This window comes from Streptomyces sp. NPDC005402, assembly GCF_040606575.1.
Classification (GTDB): domain Bacteria; phylum Actinomycetota; class Actinomycetes; order Streptomycetales; family Streptomycetaceae; genus Streptomyces.
Genome location: NZ_JBEXFB010000007.1, coordinates 423163 through 445971 on the forward strand (window position 1 = coordinate 423163; position 22809 = coordinate 445971).

The following is a 22809-nucleotide window of genomic DNA, read 5'->3' on the forward strand; positions in this document are numbered from 1 at the left end:
CGCATATCCACCGGTGCGGGAAACACCGCGTCCGTCACGCGGACCGGGTCATGATCTGCAGCACCTGGAGCGTGCGCGGCGGCGCGTCGGGATCCTCCCCGTCGGCCGTCGCCATCCGCACGTGCGCGTCCCGTGCCGCCCGCACCGCGTCCGGCCACCCCGGGTTCTCCATGTACACGGAGACGGGGGCGTCCGGGCCGACCTGGTGCATGATCCGCAGCACCCGCAGCACGGCGGTGTCGACGAGGGCCGCCTCCTGGGAGTCCCGGAAGATCGTGCCGACGTATTTCTCGGCGGACCAGTTGTCGAGCCAGGTGTCCTCGACGAGGCGGTACACGGCGTCGGTGACGTCCCCGTACCCCTCGACGCCGGCCAGCCAGACGTTCTGCTGGAACCCGGGGTCGGAGAGCATGTGCAGCGCGGAGCGCACATTGCTGCGCCAGCGCCACCACGGCATGTCGTTCTGAGGCATGCCGCCCATGGTGGAGGAGCGACGGCCGCGACGGGAAGAGTTCTCCGAACCTTGCACGGTCATCGATCGTACGTTCTTCCCCCATACGTGCCGCACAGGCCCTCGCTGTTCACCTTTACGTCACCTTTCATTGACCGAGGGTCACACCCGAGTTGGCGATGTGACGGAAACGTGTGGGCCCATGACCGGCAGGCGACGCATCCGCAGCACCTTCCTCCTCCAGCACCACCGGCCCGTCAGAGCCACCGTCCTCGCGGCGGGGGCACTGATGGCGTGTGCTTCCCTCGTCACCGGTTGCGGGGTCGTCCCCGGTACCACGGGGGGTGCCGGGGACGGCCCGATCAAGGTCATGACCTGGGCCCCGTCGGACACCGACGCGACCAACAAGCCCGGCATGCCCGCCTTCGCCCGGGCCTACGCGCGCTGGATCAACTCCAAGGGCGGCATCAACGGCCGCAAGCTCACCGTTCTGACCTGCAACGAACACAACGACGCCGTGTCCGCGGCGAAGTGCGCCCGGCGCGCGGTCAAGGAGAACGTCGTCGCGGTCGTCGGTTCCTACAGCCAGTACGGCGATTCCTTCTTCCCGCCGCTGGAAGGCGCGGGCATCCCCTACATCGGCGGCTACGGCGTCACCAACGACGAGTTCACCAGCCCGCTGTCCTACCCCGTCAACGGCGGCCAGCCCACCCTGCTGGCCGGCCTCGGCAAGGAACTCGCCGCGGTCTGCGGCGACGTCACCCTCGTACGGCCCGACACCATCGCGGGCGACGAGCTGCCCGTACTGCTGGACTCCGGGCTGACCACCGGCGGGCACCGGGCCGCGAGCGACGTGCGGGCCGCGGACGACGCCAGCGAGTACTCGGTGCAGTCGACGAAGGCGCTCGACAGCTCGACGTCCCGTGCCTCGGCCCCCGGCTCGAAGGACGGGTGCGTGGTGCCCGCGCTCGGTGACCGCACCAGCACCTTCATGGACTCCTTCCGACGCGCCCGCGAGGACTACCCGACCGTGCGCACCGCCATGGCGATGGGCAGCGTCGACCAGACGGTGATCGACGCGTCCGGCGGGGGCTCGGGGCCCTACGAGGGGTCGTACATCACCGGCTGGTACCCGGTGGAGAGCGACGCCCGCTGGGACGCGATGAAGAAGGTCATCAGCGCGCAGGCTTTTGGCGACAACCGCATCGACTCGGCGGACGCGGGGGTGCAGACCACCTGGATCGCCTACACGGTGTTCACGAAGGCCGTCGAGTCGCTGGGCGGCGGCGAGGTGTCCGCCGACAGCGTGCGCGGCACCCTCAACGACGGCCTCAAGATCCCGACCGGCGGTCTGACGCCGACCCTGCGGTGGACCATGCGGGACACCTGGAGCTCCGCCGACGACCTCGCCTCGGTCGGCTTCCCGCGCATGGTGAACGCCCATGTGACGTTCCAGGTGGTGCGCCGGGGCCAGCTCGTGGCGGCGCGCAAGGGCTTCGCCGACGTGACGAGGACCCTCCAGAACGCGGACGTCAACTGAGCCGCGGGGGGCGCCGGGGCGCCCCCCGCGGACCGCTCAGAGCTGGGTGGCGGTGCGCTCGGTCAGGCTGTACTTCTTGGCGATCGCATTCCACAGCCGGGCCGCCCTGGCCTTCTCGGTGCTGGCGGTGCCACTGTCCCGGTTGCCTGCCTGGGTCTGACCCGTGGTGCGGGCCTGGCCCTTCTTGCAGCCCTTCTTGCCGGCCGCCTGGTCGGCCCAGGCCGCGTAGTGGTTGTCGGCGGACGCGGACGCCTGCCAGGCCTTGGTGAGGGCGTCGGTCAGCTCGGCGTGGGCCGTCAGCCGGTCGACGGGGAGCGCCTTGAGGCGGGTCACCAGGCCGGTGCGCTGGGCCGCCGCGTCCCGCAGGTCCTTGGCCGCCTGGCCGAGGTTGTTGCAGGACTTCACGTTCGCCACCGCGCTGATCACCGAGGAACGGCTGTTGCCGCTGTCGGCGAGCAGCTTGTCCAGCTCGACGGCCTGCGCCTTCGCCGGATCGGCGGCCGGCGAGGAGGAGCCGCCGCTCGCGGGGGCCGTCGCCGACACGGTCTGGTTCTTGTCGCCGCCGTCGCCGCCTCCGCCCCCGGCGAGCAGCGCGCCCGCGCCGATGCCGAGCACGGCGATACCGATGCCCACGGCGGCGATGACCGGCACCCGCGATCGCTTGCCGCCGCCTCCGTCGCCGTCGTCGTAGCGGTCGCCGCCCGGCGGGCCGTACGGGGGCTGGGCGCCGTACGCCGGCTGCGGGGCCCCGTACGCGGGCTGCTGGGCCCCGTACGCGGGCGGTACGGCCTCGGGCTGGGCGAACCGCGGCATCTGCTGCGTGGACGCGGCCCCGCCGTCACCGCCCGGCCCGCCGCGGAAGAGGTTGTCGAACTCGGAGGGCGGCTGCCGTTCCCCGCCGTAGGGCGCGCCGGGGGCCTGGCCGGGCACGGGGGCGATGTACTGCGTGGCCTCGGCGTCGGGGCCGGCGCCCGGTCCGGACGCCGCGCTCTGCGGGGGCTGCGCGCCGTACGGGGCGTGCGGGTGCTGCCCCGGGAAACGCGCCGCCTCGGCGGACACCTCGGGCGGCAGCGCGCCGGGGCGGACGGGCGGGAGGTACTGGGTCGCTCCCTCGTGGGGGGCGGGGCCGGCCGCGACCGGCGGGATGAACTGGGTGGCGCCTTCGTCGGCGGGCGGCAGGGGCGCGGAGGCGGGTGCGCCGGGGGCCGACGGGAGGGGTTGCCCCACGGGCGGCAGGTAGTACGAGGTCGGCTCGTCGGTGTGGTAGCCCGGCGTGGCCTGCTGCTGCGGTGCGCCCGTCCCGGGAGCCTCATAGGGCGCGACCTGGCCCTGCTGCGGGGGCAGGGGCTGGGACTGGGGGGCGGGTTGACCGACGGGCGGCAGGTAGTAGGAGGTCGGTTCGTTGCTGTCGTACCCCGGCGCGGGCATCGGCTGGGCCTGGGAGTGCGACTGGGGCGGTATACCGCCGGGCTGCTGGGGCGTGCCCCAGGTCTGGGTGGGCGGCTGCGGCCAGTCCTGGGCCTGGTCCTGCTGCTGCTCCTGGCCCTGCTCCTGACCGGGGCCCCATGGGGTGCCCCACGCCTGGGCGGCGGGCGGCTGTCCGTAGGCCTCGTCGGCAGCGGGGCCGAGCCGGCCACCCTGCTGCGGCGGACCGCCGTAACCGCCCTGCTCCGGGGGGCCGTACCCGGGCTGCGGACTGCCGTAACCACCCGTCTGTCCCGGCAGCAGGGGTTCCCCGCCGTCGGAGGGCAGCACGATGCCTTCGCGCGCTTCGCGCGCCGAGGGCTGCTCGCCCTGTCCACTCTGCGTCACCGGGACTCCTACTTATGGGGGAACTTCGGAATCGTCGGCTCACGCTACCGGGTCCCCCGAGCCCGGTGCCACGTAGCACAGGACGTGACCTGCGTGCCTGTGACCGCAGTAACAGATCCTGGGAGATCACGTGACGGTTCCGGGCTCGTATCCGCTGTATATGTCCTCCTTTACGCGGCCGCCTGAAGATCCAGCCGGGCCCCGAACTCCCTTACGACCGCCTCGTCCCGGAACGGCTCCAAACGCTGCTGGAAGTCGTCGAGGTACTCCGCGCCCCGGTTGGAGCGGACGGTCTCCAGCAACTCCACCGCCTTCAGGCCCGTGTTGCAGGCCTGCTCGATCTCGCGCTGCTGCACCTGCGCGGAGGCGAGCAGGACCAGACCGATGGCCCGGCGGCGCGCCTTGTTCTCGGGGAGCCCGTCGAGGGACTCCTGCGCGCACCGCGCCGCCGCGTCGGCCTGACCGAGGTCACGGTGGCAGTGGGCCAACTCGTCGGCCAGGTAGGCCTCGTCGAAGTGCGCGATCCACGCCGGATCGTCACCGGAGGAGGAATCCGCCGCCTCCAGCGCGTGCACGGCCCGTCCGGACGCCGCCTGCGTGGCCCGCGCGTCACCCAGGAGCGCGTGCCCGCGGGCCTCCGCCGCGTAGAACATCGCCTCCGCGCGCGGTGTCACGCGCCCCCGTGCCCCTTCCTGCGCCGCGCGCGCCAACTGGGCGATCTCCCGGGGGTTCCCGAGCTGCGCGGCGAGGTGGCTCATGGACGCGGCGAGCACATAGCCGCCGTATCCGCGGTCGCCCGCCGCCTGTGCGAGCCGCAGCGCCTGGATGTAGTACCGCTGGGCCAGGCCCGGTTGCCCGGTGTCGATCGCCATGTACCCGGCGAGTTCCGTCAACCGGGCGACCGCCGCGAACAGTTCACGCCCGGTCGCCTCCCGGTACGACCCCGCGAGCAGCCCGGAGACCACGCTGTTGAGGTAGTGCACGACGACCGGGCGCACATGCCCGCTGCCGTACTGGTGGTCGAGGTCGACGAGCGCCTGGGTCATCGCCCGCACGGCCGCCACGTCGGACTGGCCCACGCGCGGGCCCGCCTGACGTGCCACCTGCGAGTCGGGCGAGGAGATCAGCCAGTCGCGGCTCGGCTCGACCAGCGCGGACGCGGCGACCGAGGAGCCGGACAGGAAGTCCCGGCGGCCCACGTCACTGCGCCACAGCTCACACACCTGCTCGATGGCGCCCAGTACCGTCGGCGAGAACTGGAGCCCGACGCCGGAGGCGAGGTTCTTGCCGTTGGCCATGCCGATCTCGTCGATCGTGACCGTACGGCCGAGTTTGCGTCCGAGAGCCTCCGCGATGATCGCGGGCGCCCGGCCCCGCGGCTGCTGTCCGCGCAGCCAACGGGCCACGGACGTCTTGTCGTAGCGCAGGTCGAGGCCGTGCTCGGCACCGCACATGTTGACCCGGCGGGCGAGCCCGGCGTTCGAGCACCCCGCCTCCTGGATGAGCGCCTGCAGCCGTTCGTTCGGCTGCCGCGCGACGAGAGGCCTTGCGGCCATGGCGTACCCCCTGTGGCTGCGGTGCCTGCCCACGCACCGAGTTGACGTGTCTTCCACCGAAAAGTTCCGGCCGCGAAGATCAATGCCCCGCCAACGTGTCGAAAATGCGAGGCATGCGAGGATTGCCGGGGTAGAGACTCGTACCGACCCCACACCTGGTTACCCAGCTCACGCTGAGGTTCCTCCTCTGCGCCCCCACACATGCATCCATGCGCCCCGGATACGGAATCGGTGCGCTTCCCCCGCGCGCGCAGGTCCTGGCCTGGCCGTAACCCGAGGTGGGTGCGGGAGTTGTGCTCTGCGTGGAAGAGACGATCGTGGGTACCGAAGCCGCTCAGATTCCGAAGCAGCGCGGGGAATCGCTGCTGGAGACAGCCGTACGATACGCCGAGGAGCGCCACTGGGACGTCTTCCCCGGCACCTGGCTGGAAGCCGTCGACGGGGTGCAGCGGTGCTCCTGCGGTGACACCGCGTGCGCCGCGCCGGGGGCGCATCCCGCTCGGGAGGACTGGGCGACGCAGGCCACCGGCAGTGCGACGGTCGCGCGCCGGATGTGGCAGAAGCAGCCGACGGCGGCCATCCTGTTGCCGACCGGGCGGACTTTCGACGCGATCTCCGTTGCCGAGACGGCCGGGTTCCTCGCGCTGGCGCGGATGGAGCGCATGGAGTTGACGCTGGGCCCCGTGACGTTGACGCCTGATCGTCGGATGCATTTCTTCGTACTGCCGGGGGCGTCGGTCAAACTGCCGGAGCTGGTACGGAAGCTCGGCTGGACTCCGTCCTCCCTCGATCTGGTCGCGCTCGGCGAGGGGGCCCATGTGGCGGCTCCCCCTACCCGGTACGGGTCGTCCGGCGCCGTGCAGTGGGCCTGCCGTCCGACGCCCGCGAACCGTTGGCTGCCGGACGTCGAGGAGTTGATCTCGCCGCTCGCCTATGCGTGCGGTCGGGACAGGTAGCGGGCCCGGTTCCGCGCGCGCCTAGAGTTGGCGTTCATGACGTCGGCTGTAAGTGTTCGTGGGCTCTGGAAGCGGTTCGGGCAGCAGGTCGCTGTCGCCGGGATCGATCTGGAGTTGCCCGCCGGGAAGTTCATCGGGCTCGTGGGACCGAACGGGGCGGGGAAGACCACCACCCTGTCCATGGTGACCGGGCTGCTGCGGCCCGATCAGGGGTCCGTCTCGGTCGTCGGACACGACGTGTGGCGCGACCCGGTGACCGTCAAGGCCCGGATCGGCGTCCTGCCCGAGGGCCTGCGGCTGTTCGAGCGACTCTCCGGGCGCGAACTGCTCGCGTACTCCGGACGGTTGCGGGGGCTGCCCGGCGGCGAGGTCGACCGGCGGGCCTCCCAGCTGCTCGACGTGCTCGACCTGGCGGGGGCCCAGCACAAGCTGGTCGTCGACTACTCGACCGGGATGCGGAAGAAGATCGGGCTCGCGGCCGCCCTGCTCCACAACCCCGAAGTGCTGTTCCTCGACGAGCCCTTCGAGGGCGTCGACCCCGTCTCCGCGCAGATCATCCGGGGCGTGCTGGAGCGGTACACGGCCTCCGGCGCCACCGTCGTCTTCTCCTCGCACGTGATGGAGCTCGTGGAGTCCCTGTGCGACTGGGTGGCCGTCATGGCCGCCGGTCACATCCGCGCCCACGGGCCGCTCGACGAGGTGCGCGGCGCCGCGCCTTCCCTGCAGCGCGCGTTCCTCGAACTCGTGGGCGCACAGGGGCACGACACCGGCGCGAACCTCGACTGGCTGGGCGGCGGGGCCCGGTGACGCAGGACATCACCCCGATCGTCGTACGGCTGAAGCTGTCGCTGCTCAGGAACGGACTGCGGCAGTCCGGCGGGCGACGGGCCGCCTACATCGCCTCGGCCGTGGCCGTCCTGCTCTTCTCCGTCCTTCAGCTGCTCGGTCTGATCGCCCTGCGCGGCGACGAGCACGCCGGCTCCGTCGTCCTCCCGCTGGTCGCCGTGCTGGCGGTCGGCTGGGCCGTGATGCCGCTGTTCTTCCCCGGCGGCGACGAGACCCTCGACCCCACCCGTTTGGTGATGCTGCCGCTGCGGCCCCGGCCCCTGGTGCGGGCACTCCTGGTGGCCTCGCTGGTCGGCATCGGACCGGTGTTCACGCTCTGCGTGCTCGTCGGGTCCGTCGTCTCGGTCGCGCACGGCGGGACGGCGTACGTCTTCTCCGTGCTCGGTGTCGTGCTCGCGCTGCTGGTCTGCGTGGCGCTCGCACGGGCCGTCGCCGTGGCCAACATCCGGCTGCTGACCAGCCGCAAGGGCCGCGATCTGGCGGTGCTGAGCGGGCTCGTCATCGCCGTCGGCGCGCAGGTCGTGAACTTCGGCGCGCAGCGGCTCGGTTCGGGCGGACTTGGCCAACTGGACGGTCCGGCCGAGGTGTTGAAGTGGGTGCCGCCCGCGTCGGCGATCGGGGCGGTCGACTCGGCGAGCGAGGGGTCGTACGGGGTCGCCGTCCTGCAACTCGCCCTTTCGGCGATCGCGTTGGCGGGTCTGCTCGCGCTCTGGTCCCGTCACCTGACCCGGCTGATGACCTCCCCGGACGGCTCCACGCTCCCCTCCGCCGAGGGCGCCGCGCGGCAGCGGAACTCGACGGGGCTCGCCCGGCTGCTGCCGGCCGGGCGCACCGGCACCGTCATGGAACGCAGCCTGCGTTATGTGTGGCGCGACCCCAAGACCAAGGCCGCGTGGGTGACGTCGCTGGCCATCGGGCTGATCGTGCCGGTGTTCAACGCGGTGCAGGGCACGGGGTCCATCTACTTCGCGTGCTTCGCCGCGGGGATGCTCGGCGTGCAGATGTACAACCAGTTCGGGCAGGACACCTCCGCGTTCTGGATGGTCGCGATGACGATCTCCTCGACGCGGGACGCCTACGTCGAACTGCGCGCGCGTGCGCTGGCCTTGCTGCTGATCACATTGCCGTACGCCACGCTCGTCACCGTCGTCACGACCGCGCTGATCGGCGACTGGCCGAAGCTGCCCGAGGTGCTCGGTGTCTCCTTCGCGCTGCTCGGGGCGATGCTGGCGACCGGGGCGTGGACGTCGGCGCGCTTCCCGTACTCGATTCCGCAGGAGGGCTACAAGAACGTGGCCCCGGGCCAGGCCGGTCTCGCCGCCGCCGCAGTCGTCGGCGGCATGGTCTCGGCCGCCCTGCTGTGCGCCCCCGTGATCGCCCTGACGATCTGGGCCAACCTCAGCGCGGACGGCGACGAGTGGAGCTGGGTGCTGCTGCCGGTCGGCGCGGTGTACGGAACCGCCATAACGCTGGCGGGACTTCGGCTGGCGGCCCCCCGCACGGCCCGCCGGCTGCCGGAGATCCTGACGGCGGTCAGCAAGGGCTGACCGCCGGTCTGCGGCTGCCGGTTCGAGTGTCAGAGCCGCCGCTTGGAGCGGGCGAGGGGGCTTTTTCATGATCGGTGTTCGAAGATCCGCCGGGGCGGTGCGGTGCGGGGCGGTGATCGCCGCGTCCGTGCTGCTCGCGCCCCCGGCCACGGCAGCTCCGACAGCGGATGGCAGCGGGAGGATCACCTCTCGGCCGACAGCGAGCGCCACGGCCGACGGTGACTACGTCGACGTGCGCTGACCTCGCCCGGCCCCCCGGTGGACGTGATCCGCCGGGGGCCGGTCCGTCTCCACGCCGGACGGCGTCAGTCGGCGTCCTTGGAGTCCTTGGGGCCCTTGGGGTCCAGGCCGTCCAGGCCGTCCAGGAAGGGCTCTATGGCGGCCCGCCAGGCCTCCGGCTGGTCGTAGTGGACGAGGTGGCCGGCGTCGGCGACCTCGGCGTACTCGCCGCGGGGCAGGACGCGGACCATCTCCTGGGCCTCGGCGCGGCCCAGTTCGCCGTCGAGGCCGCGGACGACCAGGGCGGGGCACCTGACCTGGGTCAGTTCCTCCCAGTGGGCGTCGTAGACCCACGTCTCGCGCGACGACAGCATCTGCTCGGGCTCGAAGACGGGCCGCCAGCCGTCGGGGGACTCGGCCATCACCTCGGCGTAGAACTCGCCACGGGCCGGGTTGGGCCGCTCCACCCAGGGGTCGTCCTCGCCGAACCACTTGCGTACGTCGGCCAGGGTGGCGAAGGGGACGGGCCAGGCCCTGAACCACTCGCCCCACTCCCGCTGCGAGGCGGCGCCGAGGGCGGAGGCCCGCATGTCGCAGATGATCACTCCGCGGACCAGGTCGGGTCGGCGGGCGGCGAGCTGCCAGGCGGTCAGGGCGCCCATGGCATGGCCGATGAGGACGGTCGGCGCGAGGCCGAGCTGTTCGAGGGCGGCCTCGGCGTCCTCGACGTACGCGTCACGGGTGAAGGCGGCCCGAGGGGGCTTGTCGCTCCGGCCGTGACCGCGCTGGTCGAGCGCGACGGCCCGATAGCGCTCGGAGAGCCAGCGGGCGGTGGACGCCCAGTGCGAGGCACGGCCCATCAGGCCGTGGAGTAACAGCACCCCGGGTGATCGTTTCTCCGCGGGATCCGCCGGGTCGGTCTTGGGAGGGTCACCGAACTCCCAGGCAGCAAGACGTACGCCGCCCGCCCCGGTCACGTCGATGCGCCGCGCCATTGGCACCCCCCTAGCTCCCCTGGCCGCTGTGCCTGCCCTGCCTGCCGCTTCCTTGTCGTACATCTCTGTAGCGCACATCCCCCGCGCCCCGTCACCTTCAGACCATCAATCTATCGAATACACATTCGAAAATCGGGTCGCACGCGGTAACACCCCTCATTCGAGTGACACCCCCCAAGGCATGATCGCCGCAGCCGAGGGGAGATCTTCAGCGGGAGGCGGACCGCTCGGGGACATCGGTCCGAGGGGAATGACCCTGAGAGCTCGGGGCTCCGGGTCAGCACAGGGGAGGACCGGCCCCGGCACCGAAAGGCGCCGGGGCCATCCACACGTCTACGGCACATCCGCCCGCCCCCCTCAGGTCATATGCCTCACGCGACAGCCTCGCACGACCAGCGTCGAAGCGCTGCGATTCCGCACAGTGAATCTCGGATCGCCGAGCCCCCCGACGAACCCGGGCACCGGACCCACGGAAGCCACAACCGCCCCACAGCTCCAGGCGGTCGCGTCTCCCGACACCCTCAGCGCTTGGCGACGAACACGTGCGAGGCGACGTCCGACTCCAGCTCCGCGGCCTCGCCGCCGCTGCCCACCAGCACCCCGCCGGCAGACTCGGTCACGCTCACCACCGAACCGGGCTGCACACCGGCGCGACGCAGCGTGTACATCAGCTGCGCGTCCGTCTGGATCGGCTCGCCGATACGGCGTACGACGACCGTCTTTCCGTCGAGACCCGGGTCCAGCTCGGCCAGCGACACCATGCCCTCGTCCAGGAAGGGATGCGGGCCGTCCTTCTCGCCCAGCTCCTCCAGACCCGGGATCGGGTTGCCGTACGGCGACTCGGTGGGGTGGCGCAGCAGCTCCAGCACCCGGCGCTCCACCGCCTCGCTCATCACGTGCTCCCAGCGACACGCCTCCGCGTGGACCTGCTCCCACTCCAGCCCGATCACGTCCACGAGCAGGCACTCCGCGAGCCGGTGCTTGCGCATCACGCGGGTGGCCAGCCGCCGGCCCTCGTCCGTCAGCTCCAGGTGCCGGTCACTGGCGACGGACACCAGTCCGTCGCGCTCCATCCGCGCCACGGTCTGGCTGACGGTCGGCCCGCTCTGGTCGAGTCGCTCGGCGATCCGGGCACGCATGGGGACCACACCTTCCTCCTCCAGCTCGAGGATGGTGCGGAGATACATCTCCGTGGTGTCGATCAGTCCGGACATACGTGCCCCTTGATGAGATCTGCCGGAAGCACGACAGCTTCCCGGCGCGTGCGCTGGCCCTGACATCAATTCTGCCGGATGCCACTGACAAGCGTGCCGCGCCGTTGAAACCAGGCGGTTACGAGCAGGCACGCGGCCGTATTGACATCCCACTGGTCCAGACCGCACGGTGATCCGCGACACGGCGACGAAGGGTTGGACGGCGCATGGGCGAGACGGGCTCCGCGAGCGGTGACGGCAAGCTGTCGGGACAGTTCTTCGACGCCGCGATCGGGCTGCTGCAACGGGTCCGCGACGAGGAGGCCGAGTCCGTCGCGGCGGCAGGCGAGCTCCTCGCCGACACCGTTGCCTCCGGGGGCCGCCTCTTCGCCTTCGGCGCCGGGCACTCCTCGCTCGCCGCGCAGGACCTCGTCTACCGGGCCGGCGGACTCGCCCTCATGAACCTGCTGACGGTGCCGGGCGTGGTGGGCGTCGACGTCATGCCGGCCACCCTGGGCTCCGCCCTGGAACGGGTCGACGGCCTCGCGAGCGCGGTCCTGAACTGCTCACCCCTGCGCGCGGGCGACGCCCTCGTGATCATCTCCCTCTCCGGCCGCAACGCGCTGCCCGTGGAGATGGCCCTCAGCGCTCGCGCCCTCGGCGTGAAGGTCATCGGTGTCACGTCGGTCGCCTACACCCGGGAGACGAAGCCCCGGCACAGCTCGGGCACCTTCCTCAAGGACCACTGCGACGTCGTCCTCGACTCCAAGATCGCCCCCGGCGACGCGGAGCTCTCCCTGGACACCATCCCGGCCCCCTTCGCCCCGGCCTCCACGGTCGTGACCTCGGCCCTGCTCCAGGCCGTGATGGCGACGGCGGCGGGCGCGCTGGCGGAGCGGGGGATCGAGCCGCCGCTGCTGCGGTCGGGGAACGTGGACGGCGGGCTGGAGTGGAACGAGCGGGTCTTCGAGGAGTACGGGGACCGGATCTTCTACCGGCGGTAGCGCTACGCCCGGCCTACGACCCCACCCAGATCCAGCGCCGCCGCGATCCGGACCGCCACGTCCTCCGCGTACACCGCGTCGCCCCGCTCGAACTGCCCCCTCCCGGAGCCCCGCAGGAACGTCACGACTCCCAGCGTCCGCCCCCGGCTCCGCAGCACCGCGCACAACGCGTGCACCACGTCCGGGGGCCACTGGCGGGCCTCGGCCCACTCGCGGGCCAGGTCCCCCGACACCGACCCCACACTCGCCCGTACCGACCCGATGCGGTCCACGCACTGCAGCGCCGGATGCCCCTCCCCGTACCGCACGGGCAGCCCGGCCGCGCCCGACGCCTGCAGACTCGGCCCCGGTGCCCCGGAGGGCGTCGCGGCGACCCGTACGAGACGGACCGGACCGGTCTCCTCCCCGTCGGCCACCGCGCCCCCGGCCACCCGGTCGATCAGCGCGTGGTCGGCGAAGCCGGCGAGGGCGAAGTCCAGATGGACGACGGCGGCCTCGGCCGGGTCCTCGCACTCCGCGGCCGCCCGGGCCGCCCGGTGCAGCTGGTTCGTCCGGAACCGCAGCAGCGAGGCCTCCTGCTCGCTCTGCTTGGCCTCGGTGACGTCCTGGAACAGCCAGGCGACGCCCAACGGCACCGGTTCCTCCGCGAGCGGCGAGGACAGCCGTACGAACCCGCAGCGCCAGCAGCGCCGCTTCTCACCGTCCGGGGTCCGCACGGCCACCCAGATCTCGGCCGGCGCGGGCGGCGCGCCCTCGGCCAGCACATGGGTCAGCGCGCTCTCCAGCTCCTCCACGCCCTGCGCGAGCAGCTCCCCGAGGGGCCGACCCAGCACGGACGTACGCCCGATGCCCAGGGACCGGGCCGCGTGCGCGTTGACCACGGCGGGCCGCAGGTCGGCGTCGACCAGCACGACACCCCACGAGGCGTCCTCGAACAGCGCCTCGCTGAGCGCGATCGACCGCTCCAGATCGATCTGCGTGTGCACCTCGCTGAAGGCGCAGTACACCCCGGCCGGCTTCCCGTCGGGCCCGCGCACGGCCGCGGACTGGGTGCGTACGAGGACCCGGCCGCCGTCCTTGGTCAGCAGCGCGAACTCGTGCACCTGCCGCCCGGGCGCCTGCATGGCGGACATCAGCCGCCCCTCGACCTCCTCGGCGTCCGCCCGCCGTACGGCCCACCCGGCGAACCCGTGCCGCCCCACGGCCTCGGCCGCGGTCCAGCCGAGGATCCGCTCGGCCTCGCGATTCCAGTGGGTGACCACACCGTCCGCGTCGAAGGCACACAGTGCCGCGTCCATGCCGTCCAGCAACGCGGCGAGCAGGTCCGAACCGCCCGAGCCCTCCGGGCCGTCCGGCCCGGGCCCGTCGGGCCCCAACGCGTCGGTGGTCCCACTACGCCGGGAAGCACTCACCTGGACCCCCTGCCGGCTGCTTCACTCACTAACAATCATTGAACTCGAACGTGACGCAGCACACACCGGGTTCCCGCAAGATTGAGGGAATCGTTGTACGCCGGAAACGCCCCGGATCCCCTCAAACGGAACCCCGGTCCGGCTCCAGCCGCAGGTCGATCCACTCGTCGCTCTCGCCGTCCAGCACATACCGGTCGACCTCGACGAACCCGCGCGCCCGCGCGAACCGCGCCCCGTCCCCATTGACGGCCAGCACGCATGTCTCGATCACCCGGGCGCCGAGCACACGCGCATGATCAAGACCCTTCTCGTAGAGAGCCGTCCCGAAACCCCGTCCCCGGTAATCGGGCAGTACGCGCGCGATGACGGTCGCCACGGCGTCCTCCCCGTCCGGCGGCCGGACGGTCGAGCAGCCCACGAGCGTGTCACCGAGGTACGCGTTCTCCAGCCGGTACCGCCGGACGCGCTCCCGTACGTCCTCGATCCCCAGGGTGGCGGGCGGAACGATCACGTTGTGCACGTGCCGCCACTCCTCGGCCATCCCGTCCCCCACGACGGGTTCGATCCGCAGATCAGTCACGGTCACCGCTCCCCCTGCGCGCGTACGCCTCTATCTCGATCTTCATCCTGGGGTCGGCCAGGCCGCACACGAGCATCGTGGCCGCCGGGCGGACCTCGCCGAAGTGGCGGCGCAGTACCGGCCAGCAGGGCTCGAAGTCCTCGCGGTCCGGCAGCAGGTAGCGCACCCGCACCACGTCCGCGAAGGTGCACCCTGCCTCGGTCAGCGCGGCCCCGACGTTCCGCAGACACTGCTCGGCCTGCTCCACCACGTCGTCCGAGATCGTCATGGTTGCGTAGTCGAACCCGGTCGTGCCGGACACGTGCACCCGGTCCCCGTCGACCACGGCGCGCGCGTACCCGATCTGTTCCTCGAAGGCGGAACCGCTGAGGATCGCTCGTCGCTGCGTCATGCGCGGCACGCTAGGTGATCGTTCCGGGCGCGTCCATCGCCTTCCGGGGGCGGTCGGCGCCACTGCTTCGAAAAAAGGGGTTGAACCGGGGGCCGTGGCTTTCTTAGGGTTCAGGTACTTCGGAGAGGAGGTGGTTCGGCAGATGTATTCATACCGGACGGAAGAGGTGGCTGCGGGCTAGCGGCCCGTCACCCACCGAGTGCGGTGCCGGACCAGCGTGTACGAGATGCACGCAGCCGGCCAATCCAACGCAGTCACCCGACCCGCGAGCTCGCCGGTAACGTCCGGCCGGCTCCCCCGCCGCAAGGCGGAGGGACCCAGAGCTCGCGGGTCGCCTGCGTTCAGGGACTCAGCCGCTCCACCCGCCAGCTCCCGTCCGGCTCCGCCACGTACCGCAGCCGGTCGTGCAGGCGGTTCTCGCGGCCCTGCCAGAACTCGACCGTCTCCGGTGCCACCCGGAAGCCGCCCCAGTGCGGCGGGACCGGGACCTGTTCGCCCTCGGGGTAGCGGGCGGCCAGCTCGGCGTAGGCGGTGTCGACCTGCTCGCGGCTCTCGATCGCCGAGGACTGCGCGCTGGCCCAGGCGCCGAGCTGGGAGCCGTGCGGGCGGGTGCGGAAGTAGGCGGCGGTCTCGTCGCGGCCGGTGCGGCGGGCGAGGCCGGAGACGATGACCTGGCGGGCCATGGGGTGCCAGGGGAAGAGCAGGCAGACATACGGGTTCTGCGCGAGGTCCCTCGCCTTGCGGGAGCCGTAGTTGGTGTAGAAGACGAAGCCCTGTTCGTCGAACTGCTTGAGCAGGACCGTGCGGGAGCTGGGGCGGCCCTCGGCGTCCGCGGTGGAGACGACCATGGCGTTCGGCTCGAAGAGGTGCGCCTCGGTGGCCGCCTGCTTGAACCAGCGCGCGAACTGCTCGACGGGCGTGGCGGCCAGGTCGGCCTCGGCGAGACCCTCCGCGCGGTACTGCTCGCGCATGGAGGCGGGGTCCGGGAAGACGGCGTGTGCGGCGTCGGTCACGTCGTCATCCTGCCGTACGGATCGCCTCCCCAGGGGATGGTGGCACTGAGTGCCGCTTGCCCTCCCCAAAGGTGGCACTCGGGGATATCGTGGCGACATCCGTCGTTCACATCACGAGGAGCCGCCTGATGTCCGACCTCGACCCCGGCTTTGACCCCGGTTTTGTACCTGGCCTCGAAGGAGTCGTCGCGTTCGAGACGGAGATCGCCGAGCCGGACAAGGAGGGCGGCGCGCTGCGGTACCGGGGCGTCGACATCGAGGATCTGGTCGGCCATGTCTCGTTCGGCAACGTGTGGGGGCTGCTGGTCGACGGCGCCTTCAATCCCGGTCTGCCGCCCGCCGAGCCGTTCCCGATCCCGGTGCACTCCGGGGACATCCGCGTGGACGTCCAGTCGGCGCTCGCCATGCTCGCCCCGGTGTGGGGGCTGAAACCGCTGCTGGACATCGATGCCGCGCAGGCGCGTGCCGACCTCGCCCGGGCGGCCGTGATGGCTCTCTCCTACGTCGCCCAGTCGGCGCGCGGGCAGGGGCTCCCCATGGTGCCGCAGCGGGAGATCGACAAGGCGCAGTCCGTCGTCGAGCGGTTCATGATCCGGTGGCGCGGGGAGCCGGACCCCAAGCATGTCGCGGCCGTGGACGCGTACTGGACGTCCGCCGCGGAGCACGGCATGAACGCGTCGACGTTCACCGCGCGCGTGATCGCCTCCACCGGCGCGGATGTGGCCGCCGCGCTTTCCGGGGCGGTGGGTGCGATGTCCGGGCCGCTGCACGGCGGCGCGCCCTCTCGCGTGCTCGGGATGATCGAGGAGATCGAGCGGACGGGCGACGCGGACGCCTACGTCAGGCAGGCGCTGGACCGGGGTGAGCGGCTGATGGGGTTCGGGCACCGGGTGTACCGGGCCGAGGACCCACGCGCGCGCGTGTTGCGTCGTACCGCTCGTGAGCTGGGGGCGCCGCGGTTCGAGATCGCGGAGGCGCTGGAGAAGGCGGCGCTGGCGGAGCTGCACGCGCGGCGGCCGGACCGGGTGCTCGCCACCAACGTGGAGTTCTGGGCGGCGATCGTCCTCGACTTCGCGGAGGTGCCGGCGCACATGTTCACGTCGATGTTCACGTGCGCGCGTACGGCGGGGTGGTCGGCGCACATTCTCGAGCAGAAGCGGACGGGGCGGCTGGTGCGGCCGTCCGCGCGGTATGTGGGGCCGGCGGCTCGGGATCCTCAGGACATCGAGGGGTACGGGGGCATCGCCCGCTGAGAGGGGTGTCTGAGGAGCGTGGGCGACTGCGGGCTGCTTGTGGCTGGTCGCGCGGTTCCCCGCGCCCCTGAGGAGCTACAGCAGTACCTCGTTCAACAGGACCGCCCACTGGGTCACCACCCCGTCCCGTCTGGCCTCGTCGTCCGTCAGCAGGTTCGCCAGGCCCAAGCCCCTCGCCATGTCCAGGAGGCCCTGGACCGTCTCCCGGACGCCCGGCCTCGACTCGTCCGCGCCCAGCAGGTCCACCGCGATCCTGTGCGTCTCCCGGCCCACGCGTGCCTCCAACTCCGTCACCCGGGGGCGCAGTTGCTCCTCGTTGGAGGCGGCTACCCAGAGGTGGAGGGCGGCGCGGAAGAGGGGGCCGGTGTAGAGGTCGACGAGGGCGGAGATCACCGCGCGCCGGTCGTCCGCCGCGCCCTGCGGGAACAGGGCTCGCAGGGCCGTGGAACGTTCTTCCGCCACGTATTCGACCGCTGCCGTGAAGAGGTCCTCCCTGGTCGGGAAGTGGTGCTGGGCGGCGCCGCGGGAGACGCCAGCGCGTTCGGCGACGACGGTGACCGTGGAGCCGGCCCAGCCGTGTTCGGCGAGGCAGGCGACGGCCGCTTCGAGGAGGCGCTGCCGGGTGGCCCGGCTGCGGTCCTGCTTCGGCACGCGGTCGGCCCGGTCGCCGATCGTGGTCACACCACCCATGAGGGATCCCGTCGTTCCAGGAAGGCTGTCATGCCCTCGCGCGCGTGCGGTGAGGCGAACAGCCGGGCCGAGATCGCGGTCAGATGGGCCGCGTCCCGGTCGAAGGTCTCCAGCACCCTAGCCGCGAGCAGCCGTTTCGTCTCGGCCAGGGCTTCGGGGGCGGCCCGGCGCAGACCGTCCAGGATCGGTTCGAGTACGGCGTCCACGTCGTCGCCCGCCGCGGTCACCAGGCCGATACGGGCGGCCTCGGCGGCGTCGAAGCGCTCGCCGGTGAGGTAGTGGCGGGCGAGGGCGCGGGGGTCGGTGCGGGGCAGCAGGGTCAGCGAGATGACCGCGGGGGCGACGCCGATCCGTACCTCGGTGAAGGCGAAGGTCGACCCTGTGGACGCGGCGGCGATGTCGCAGGCGGCGAGGAGGCCGAGGCCGCCCGCGCGCACATGGCCGGTGACGCGTGCGACGACCGGCTTGCCGAGCTCCACGATCCGCCGCAGGAGCCGGACCAGGGTGTCCGGGTCCGGCGGGTCCTTCAGGTCGGCGCCCGCGGAGAAGGTGTTGCCGTGGTGGGTGAGGACGATCGCCCGGACGCCCGCGTCCTTGGCGCAGTCCTCGAACGCGTCGGCCAGCTCCCCCACCAGCGCCGCCGACAGGGCGTTGCGGTTGTGCGGGGAGTCGAGGGTGAGGGTCTCGACGCCCCGCGCGTGCGTGCGGGCGATCAGTGTCATGTGCGCTCCCTGAGCTGCCGTCGGAGGATCTTGCCGGACGCGGCCCGCGGCACCGCGTCGACGAAGGTGACCTGGCGGACGCGTTTGTAGGGGGCGACGCGCTCGGCGACGTACATCATGACCTCGCTCTCGGAGAGGCCGCTGGCGGCGGGCTGACGGACGACGAAGGCGTGCGGGACCTCGTTGCCCTGGTCGTTGTAGACACCGATGACGGCCGCGTCGGCGATGCCGGGGTGGGTGAGCAGGAGGGCCTCCAGTTCGGCGGGGGCCACCTGGAAGCCCTTGTACTTGATGAGCTCCTTGACCCGGTCGACGACGAACAGCCAGCCGTCGGCGTCGACATGGCCGACGTCCCCGGTGTGCAGCCAGCCGTCGGGGTCGATCATCGCGGCGGTGTCGTCGGGGCGGCCGAGGTAGCCCTTCATGATCTGCGGGCCTCGGATGAGGATCTCGCCGGGCTCGCCGATGTCGAGGTCCTTGTCGGGGTCGTCGAGGGAGACGATCCGCATCTCGGTGCCGGCGATGAGTTTGCCGACGGTTCCGGGCGGTGCCTCCCGCATGGCGGACAGCGGGACGACGTGGGTGCCGGGCGAGAGTTCCGTCATGCCGTACGCCTGGCCGACGGGCGGGAGGCCGAGCCGGGCCGAACAGGCGGCGGCGAGTCGGGCGTCCAGCGGGGCGGCGGCGCTGACGATGTAGCGCAGGGACGACAGGTCGTACTGCTCGACCAGCGGGTGCTTGGCGAGGGCGAGGACGATCGGCGGGGCCACGTACAGGCCGGTGATGCGGTGGTTCTGGATGGCCGCGAGGAAGGTCTCCAGGTCGAAGCGGGGCAGGACGACGACGCTCGCGCCGACGCGCAGGGGCGCGTTCATGAGGGCGGTGAGCCCGTAGATGTGAAAAAAGGGAAGAACCGCGAGGATTCGGTCCTCGGGGCCCGCCGACATCAGCGGTTGGAGCTGGGCGAGGTTGGTGGCGATCTGCCGGTGCGTGAGCATCACGCCCTTGGGGGTGCCGGTGGTGCCCGAGGAGTACGGCAGCGCCGCCACGTCCGCCACCGGGTCGATGGCGACGTCCGGCTCGGGGGCCGTCGAGGCCAGCATGTCGATGAGGGAACGGTGGCCGGGGGCGCTGTCGCAGACGAAGATCTCCCGCACTCCGCCCGCGAGTTCGGCGGCCCTGCGTGCGGCTTCCAGGAGCGGCGAGACGGTGACGATCCAGCGGGCCGCGGAGTCGCTGAGCTGCTTGGCGAACTCCGCCGGCGTGGACAGCGGGTGCACGGTCGTGACGGAGGCACCCGCGCGCGTGGCGGCGTAGAACGCGGTCGGGAAGGCGATCGTGTTGGGGCTGTGCAGCGCGAGAACGTCCCCCTTGGCGACGCCCGCCTCCGCGAGGCCCGCGGCGACCCGGCGGTGGAACCGGTCGAGCTGTCCGTACGTGAGGGTGGTGCCGTCGGTGCCGTCGATCAGGGCGGGCGCGTCACCGAACTCGGCGGCGCGGGCCAACACCGCGTCGTGGATGGGAAGTTCTATGGGCTGGACGTCTGCGTACGCGCTGCGGAACACGGTTCCTCCAAGACGGCCTGATTCCCAGGCTGCCTAGTACGACTTGGGCAGGCCCAGGGTCTGGTGGGAGACGTAGTTGAGAATCATCTCCCTGCTGACCGGTGCGATACGAGCCACGCGCGCGGCCGTTATCAACGAGGCGATCCCGAACTCCCGGGTCAGACCGTTGCCGCCGAGGGTGTGGACCGCCTGGTCCACGGCCTTCACACAGGCCTCCCCCGCGGCGTACTTCGCCATGTTGGCGGCCTCTCCCGCGGCCACGTCGTCGCCCTCGTCGTAGAGGTGGGCGGCCTTCTGCATCATCAGGCGGGCGAGTTCGAGGTCGATGTGCGCCTGGGCGAGGGGGTGGGCGATGGCCTGGTGGGCGCCGATGGGGGTGTTCCACACCGTGCGGTCCTTGGCGTACGTGATCGCCCGGGAGAGGGCGTAGCGGCCCATGCCGATCGCGAAGGCGGCCGTCATGATGCGCTCGGGGTTGAGGCCGGCGAAGAGTTGCAGGAGGCCCGCGTCCTCGTCTCCCACGAGGGCTTCGGCGGGGAGCCGTACGTCGTCGAGGGTGAGCTCGAACTGCTTCTCCGGGGCGTCCAGTTCCATCTCGATACGGCGCCTGCCGAAGCCCGGGGAGTCCCGGGGGACGATGAACAGGCAGGGCTTCAGGCGTCCGGTTCGGGAGTCCTCCGTACGGCCGACTATGAGGGTGGCGTCGGCTATGTCGACGCCGGAGACGAAGACCTTGCGGCCGGTGAGGAGCCAGTCTCCGGTGTCCGGGTCGCGGCGGGCCGTGGTGCTGATGCGGTGGCTGTTGGAACCGGCGTCGGGTTCCGTGATGCCGAAGGCCATCGTGCGGGTGCCGTCGGCGAGTGCGGGGAGCCAGTCGCGCTTCTGGGACTCCGTGCCGAAGCGGGCGATCACCGTGCCGCAGATGGCGGGTGACACGATCATCATGAGGAGGGGGGCGCCGGCTGCGCCGAGCTCCTCCAGGACGATGGACAGCTCGGCGATTCCGCCGCCTCCGCCGCCGTATGCCTCCGGCAGGTTGACGCCCAGGTAGCCGAGCTTGGCCGCTTCGGCCCAGAGTGCCTCTCGGTCGTAGGTGCGGCCGTGGCGTTTGCCGAGGGCGGATACGGCTGCTCGGAGGGCTTTGTGCTCGTCGGTTTCGATCGTGGGCATGTGGCTCCTTCGTTGTGGCTGGTCGCGCCGTTCCCCGCGCCCCTAAGCAGGTTCGACAACCGCGAGTAGAGAGCCGACCGTCACTTGTTGGCCGGGTACCGCATTCAGTGCGGCCAGCGTGCCCTTCACGGGAGCTGTGATCTTGTGTTCCATCTTCATCGCCTCCAGCCACAAAAGGGGCTGGCCGGCTTCCACGGCTGATCCCTCTGTGAGGCCGTCCACGACCCGGACGACCGTTCCCGGCATGGGGGCCAGCAATGAGCCCGGGGCGTGCTGGGACGTCGGGTCGGGGAAGCGGGGTAGGGCCGTCAGAGTCGTCCCGTTGACGTGGACCTGGTCGCCGTACCTCGCCACCTCGAACTTCCGCCGCACACCGTCCACTTCGAGTACGACCACGCCCGCGTCCGCGTGGATCACCCGGACCCCGTCCGCCTCCAGGCCCTCCCTGGTGTGTCGGTAGTGGACCTCGTGCTCCTCGCCCGCCATCTCGTAGCGCTTGGTCTGCGGGGCCGAGTGCAGGTTGCGGAAGCCTCCGAAGGGGGAGCGGCCGTGGGCGTCCGCGAGGGCCGCGGCCAGGGGGGCCGGCGAGTCGGGTGCGTGCTCGGTGAGTTCGGGCAGGTGACGGCCGTAGAAGCCCGTGTCCATACGGGCCGTCGTGAACTCCTTGTGGCGCAGGGAGTTCACCAGCAGGTCCCGGTTCGTGGTCGGGCCGTGGATCGTCGCCCTCTCCAGCGCGCCCGCCAGTTTGCGGACCGCCTCCGCGCGCGTGGGGGCGTGGGCGACGACCTTGGCGAGCATCGGGTCGTAGTGGACGGGGATCGGGTCGCCGTCCTCGTACCCCGTGTCCAGGCGGACCGCGGGTGAGAGGGACAGGCGGTGCAGGGTGCCGGTCTGCGGGGTCCAGTCCCGGGCGGGGTCCTCGGCGTACAGGCGCGCTTCGACGGCATGGCCACGCGCGCGTGGGGGCGCGTCGGGCAAGGGGGCGCCTTCGGCGACGCGGATCTGTTCCGCGACCAGGTCGACGCCGAACACCGCCTCCGTGACGGGGTGTTCGACCTGGAGGCGGGTGTTCATCTCCAGGAAGTGCGCCTTGGTGCCGGAGACCAGGAACTCGACCGTGCCCGCGCCCACGTAGTCCACCGCACGGGCCGCTCGTACGGCCAGTTCGCGCAGTTCCTCGCTGAGGTCCGCCGGGAGTCCGGGGGCCGGGGCCTCTTCGATCACCTTCTGGTGGCGGCGCTGGAGGGAGCAGTCGCGGGTGCCCAGGGCCCAGACCGTGCCGTGGGTGTCGGCGAGGATCTGGACCTCCACGTGACGGCCGTCCTCGACGTACGGCTCGACGAAGACCTCGCCGTCGCCGAACGCGCTCATGGCCTCGGCGCGGGCGCTCTCCAGGGCTGTGGGCAGCTCCTCGATACGGCGGACGACCCGCATGCCGCGGCCTCCGCCGCCCGCGGCCGCCTTCACCAGCACCGGCAGGTCGGACTCGGTGACCTCCCCCGGCGGAGCCAGCCCCATGAGCTGCTTCGCGCGGGTCTTGGACGCCATCGCCTCGATCGCGGACGGGGGCGGTCCGATCCAGACCAGGCCCGCGTCCAGGACGGCGCGCGCGAAGTCGGCGTTCTCGGAGAGGAAGCCGTAGCCGGGGTGCACCGCGTCGGCGCCGGAGGCGAGCGCCGCCTTCACGATCAGGTCGGCGCGCAGGTAGGTGTCGGCAGGGGCCGCTCCCGGGAGTCGTACGGCCGCGTCCGCCACGCGCGTGTGGAGGGCGTTCGCGTCCGGGTCCGAGTGCACGGCGACCGTCCGGATGCCCAGCTCACGGCAGGTGCGGAAGATCCGGCAGGCGATCTCGCCCCGGTTGGCCACAAGGAGTGCTGAAATCACTGGGTTTTCC

The 22809-nt window shown here is 71.7% G+C and carries 20 protein-coding genes; 6 read left to right on the plus strand and 14 right to left on the minus strand.

Going from position 1 to position 22809, the window contains the following annotated elements; all coding sequences use genetic code 11:
- Positions 1–34 precede the first annotated feature (34 nt).
- The gene (locus ABZT02_RS16900; protein ID WP_356018583.1) at positions 35–535 is read right to left on the minus strand and encodes a hypothetical protein; all 501 of its coding nucleotides are present in this window, start codon (positions 533–535) and stop codon (positions 35–37) included.
- A gap of 118 nt (positions 536–653) precedes the next feature.
- Between ABZT02_RS16900 and ABZT02_RS16905 the strand changes: the two genes are divergently transcribed.
- Complete coding sequence (locus tag ABZT02_RS16905; protein WP_356018584.1) at positions 654–1991, plus strand: ABC transporter substrate-binding protein; 1338 nt, start codon at positions 654–656, stop codon at positions 1989–1991.
- Between the two features lie 36 nt (positions 1992–2027).
- Here the strand turns inward: ABZT02_RS16905 and ABZT02_RS16910 are convergent, their stop codons facing one another.
- Positions 2028–3803, minus strand: coding sequence for a hypothetical protein (locus ABZT02_RS16910; protein ID WP_356018586.1), 1776 nt, complete (start codon positions 3801–3803; stop codon positions 2028–2030).
- Between the two features lie 170 nt (positions 3804–3973).
- Entirely contained in the window at positions 3974–5359 is a 1386-nt protein-coding gene (locus tag ABZT02_RS16915) for a transcriptional regulator (protein ID WP_356018587.1), read from the minus strand.
- A 293-nt stretch (positions 5360–5652) separates the two neighbouring features.
- On the opposite strand from ABZT02_RS16915, the gene ABZT02_RS16920 reads away from it, so the two are divergent.
- From ABZT02_RS16920 to ABZT02_RS16930, 3 genes are read left to right on the plus strand one after another with little or no spacing between them, the layout of a single operon-like run.
- Positions 5653–6315 carry a bifunctional DNA primase/polymerase gene (locus tag ABZT02_RS16920; protein WP_356018588.1) on the plus strand — a complete coding sequence of 221 codons (663 nt, stop codon included), beginning with the start codon at positions 5653–5655 and terminating at the stop codon, positions 6313–6315.
- Between the two features lie 36 nt (positions 6316–6351).
- The gene (locus ABZT02_RS16925) at positions 6352–7122 is read left to right on the plus strand and encodes an ABC transporter ATP-binding protein (RefSeq protein WP_356018589.1); all 771 of its coding nucleotides are present in this window, start codon (positions 6352–6354) and stop codon (positions 7120–7122) included.
- Positions 7119–8708 (plus strand): transporter, encoded by a 1590-nt coding sequence (locus ABZT02_RS16930; RefSeq protein WP_356018590.1) that lies wholly within the window; start codon positions 7119–7121, stop codon positions 8706–8708. Before ABZT02_RS16925 ends, ABZT02_RS16930 begins: the two co-directional genes overlap by 4 nt.
- A gap of 305 nt (positions 8709–9013) precedes the next feature.
- On the opposite strand, the gene ABZT02_RS16935 is transcribed toward ABZT02_RS16930, so the two are convergent.
- Positions 9014–9922: an alpha/beta hydrolase gene (locus ABZT02_RS16935; RefSeq protein ID WP_356018592.1), complete on the minus strand. Its 909-nt coding sequence runs from the start codon at positions 9920–9922 to the stop codon at positions 9014–9016.
- Positions 9923–10443: 521 nt separating this feature from the next.
- The gene (locus ABZT02_RS16940; RefSeq protein ID WP_037709529.1) at positions 10444–11136 is read right to left on the minus strand and encodes a metal-dependent transcriptional regulator; all 693 of its coding nucleotides are present in this window, start codon (positions 11134–11136) and stop codon (positions 10444–10446) included.
- Between the two features lie 206 nt (positions 11137–11342).
- Between ABZT02_RS16940 and ABZT02_RS16945 the strand changes: the two genes are divergently transcribed.
- Positions 11343–12119 (plus strand): SIS domain-containing protein, encoded by a 777-nt coding sequence (locus ABZT02_RS16945; RefSeq protein WP_356018593.1) that lies wholly within the window; start codon positions 11343–11345, stop codon positions 12117–12119.
- Between the two features lie 2 nt (positions 12120–12121).
- Here ABZT02_RS16945 and ABZT02_RS16950 read toward each other — a convergent pair whose 3' ends face one another.
- From ABZT02_RS16950 to pdxH, 4 genes are all read right to left on the minus strand, one after another.
- The gene (locus ABZT02_RS16950; RefSeq protein WP_356018594.1) at positions 12122–13531 is read right to left on the minus strand and encodes a PAS domain-containing protein; all 1410 of its coding nucleotides are present in this window, start codon (positions 13529–13531) and stop codon (positions 12122–12124) included.
- A 121-nt stretch (positions 13532–13652) separates the two neighbouring features.
- Positions 13653–14072 (minus strand): GNAT family N-acetyltransferase, encoded by a 420-nt coding sequence (locus ABZT02_RS16955; RefSeq protein ID WP_356018654.1) that lies wholly within the window; start codon positions 14070–14072, stop codon positions 13653–13655.
- Positions 14073–14103: 31 nt separating this feature from the next.
- Positions 14104–14502: a RidA family protein gene (locus ABZT02_RS16960; protein WP_356018596.1), complete on the minus strand. Its 399-nt coding sequence runs from the start codon at positions 14500–14502 to the stop codon at positions 14104–14106.
- 341 nt (positions 14503–14843) lie between these two features.
- Complete coding sequence (gene pdxH / locus ABZT02_RS16965; RefSeq protein ID WP_356018656.1) at positions 14844–15473, minus strand: pyridoxamine 5'-phosphate oxidase; 630 nt, start codon at positions 15471–15473, stop codon at positions 14844–14846.
- Between the two features lie 170 nt (positions 15474–15643).
- Between pdxH and ABZT02_RS16970 the strand changes: the two genes are divergently transcribed.
- Entirely contained in the window at positions 15644–16768 is a 1125-nt protein-coding gene (locus ABZT02_RS16970) for a citrate synthase 2 (RefSeq protein WP_356018597.1), read from the plus strand.
- Positions 16769–16843: 75 nt separating this feature from the next.
- Here the strand turns inward: ABZT02_RS16970 and ABZT02_RS16975 are convergent, their stop codons facing one another.
- From ABZT02_RS16975 to ABZT02_RS16995, 5 genes are read right to left on the minus strand one after another with little or no spacing between them, the layout of a single operon-like run.
- Entirely contained in the window at positions 16844–17458 is a 615-nt protein-coding gene (locus tag ABZT02_RS16975; protein WP_356018598.1) for a TetR/AcrR family transcriptional regulator, read from the minus strand.
- Positions 17446–18180: an enoyl-CoA hydratase family protein gene (locus tag ABZT02_RS16980; RefSeq protein ID WP_356018599.1), complete on the minus strand. Its 735-nt coding sequence runs from the start codon at positions 18178–18180 to the stop codon at positions 17446–17448. Before ABZT02_RS16980 ends, ABZT02_RS16975 begins: the two co-directional genes overlap by 13 nt.
- A complete protein-coding gene (locus ABZT02_RS16985) occupies positions 18177–19745 on the minus strand; it encodes a 4-coumarate--CoA ligase family protein (protein ID WP_356018600.1) in 1569 nt (522 codons plus the stop codon). The genes ABZT02_RS16980 and ABZT02_RS16985 overlap by 4 nt, the downstream gene beginning before the upstream one ends.
- Before the next feature lie 33 nt (positions 19746–19778).
- Complete coding sequence (locus tag ABZT02_RS16990; protein WP_356018601.1) at positions 19779–20915, minus strand: acyl-CoA dehydrogenase family protein; 1137 nt, start codon at positions 20913–20915, stop codon at positions 19779–19781.
- Positions 20916–20957: 42 nt separating this feature from the next.
- Complete coding sequence (locus ABZT02_RS16995) at positions 20958–22799, minus strand: biotin carboxylase N-terminal domain-containing protein (protein ID WP_356018602.1); 1842 nt, start codon at positions 22797–22799, stop codon at positions 20958–20960.
- Positions 22800–22809 lie beyond the last annotated feature (10 nt).

Excerpts from the sequence above, each read along its gene's own strand:
- ABZT02_RS16900 (WP_356018583.1), bottom strand. The coding sequence starts at position 535 with ATGACCGTGCAAGGTTCGGAGAACTCTTCCCGTCGCGGCCGTCGCTCC.
- ABZT02_RS16980 (WP_356018599.1), bottom strand. The coding sequence starts at position 18,180 with ATGACACTGATCGCCCGCACGCACGCGCGGGGCGTCGAGACCCTCACC.
- ABZT02_RS16935 (WP_356018592.1), bottom strand. The coding sequence starts at position 9,922 with ATGGCGCGGCGCATCGACGTGACCGGGGCGGGCGGCGTACGTCTTGCT.
- ABZT02_RS16960 (WP_356018596.1), bottom strand. The coding sequence starts at position 14,502 with ATGACGCAGCGACGAGCGATCCTCAGCGGTTCCGCCTTCGAGGAACAG.
- ABZT02_RS16990 (WP_356018601.1), bottom strand. The coding sequence starts at position 20,915 with ATGCCCACGATCGAAACCGACGAGCACAAAGCCCTCCGAGCAGCCGTA.
- ABZT02_RS16905 (WP_356018584.1), top strand. The coding sequence starts at position 654 with ATGACCGGCAGGCGACGCATCCGCAGCACCTTCCTCCTCCAGCACCAC.
- ABZT02_RS16975 (WP_356018598.1), bottom strand. The coding sequence starts at position 17,458 with ATGGGTGGTGTGACCACGATCGGCGACCGGGCCGACCGCGTGCCGAAG.
- ABZT02_RS16915 (WP_356018587.1), bottom strand. The coding sequence starts at position 5,359 with ATGGCCGCAAGGCCTCTCGTCGCGCGGCAGCCGAACGAACGGCTGCAG.
- ABZT02_RS16940 (WP_037709529.1), bottom strand. The coding sequence starts at position 11,136 with ATGTCCGGACTGATCGACACCACGGAGATGTATCTCCGCACCATCCTC.
- ABZT02_RS16955 (WP_356018654.1), bottom strand. The coding sequence starts at position 14,072 with ATGGCCGAGGAGTGGCGGCACGTGCACAACGTGATCGTTCCGCCCGCC.
- ABZT02_RS16970 (WP_356018597.1), top strand. The coding sequence starts at position 15,644 with ATGTCCGACCTCGACCCCGGCTTTGACCCCGGTTTTGTACCTGGCCTC.
- ABZT02_RS16925 (WP_356018589.1), top strand. The coding sequence starts at position 6,352 with ATGACGTCGGCTGTAAGTGTTCGTGGGCTCTGGAAGCGGTTCGGGCAG.
- ABZT02_RS16945 (WP_356018593.1), top strand. The coding sequence starts at position 11,343 with ATGGGCGAGACGGGCTCCGCGAGCGGTGACGGCAAGCTGTCGGGACAG.
- pdxH (WP_356018656.1), bottom strand. The coding sequence starts at position 15,473 with ATGCGCGAGCAGTACCGCGCGGAGGGTCTCGCCGAGGCCGACCTGGCC.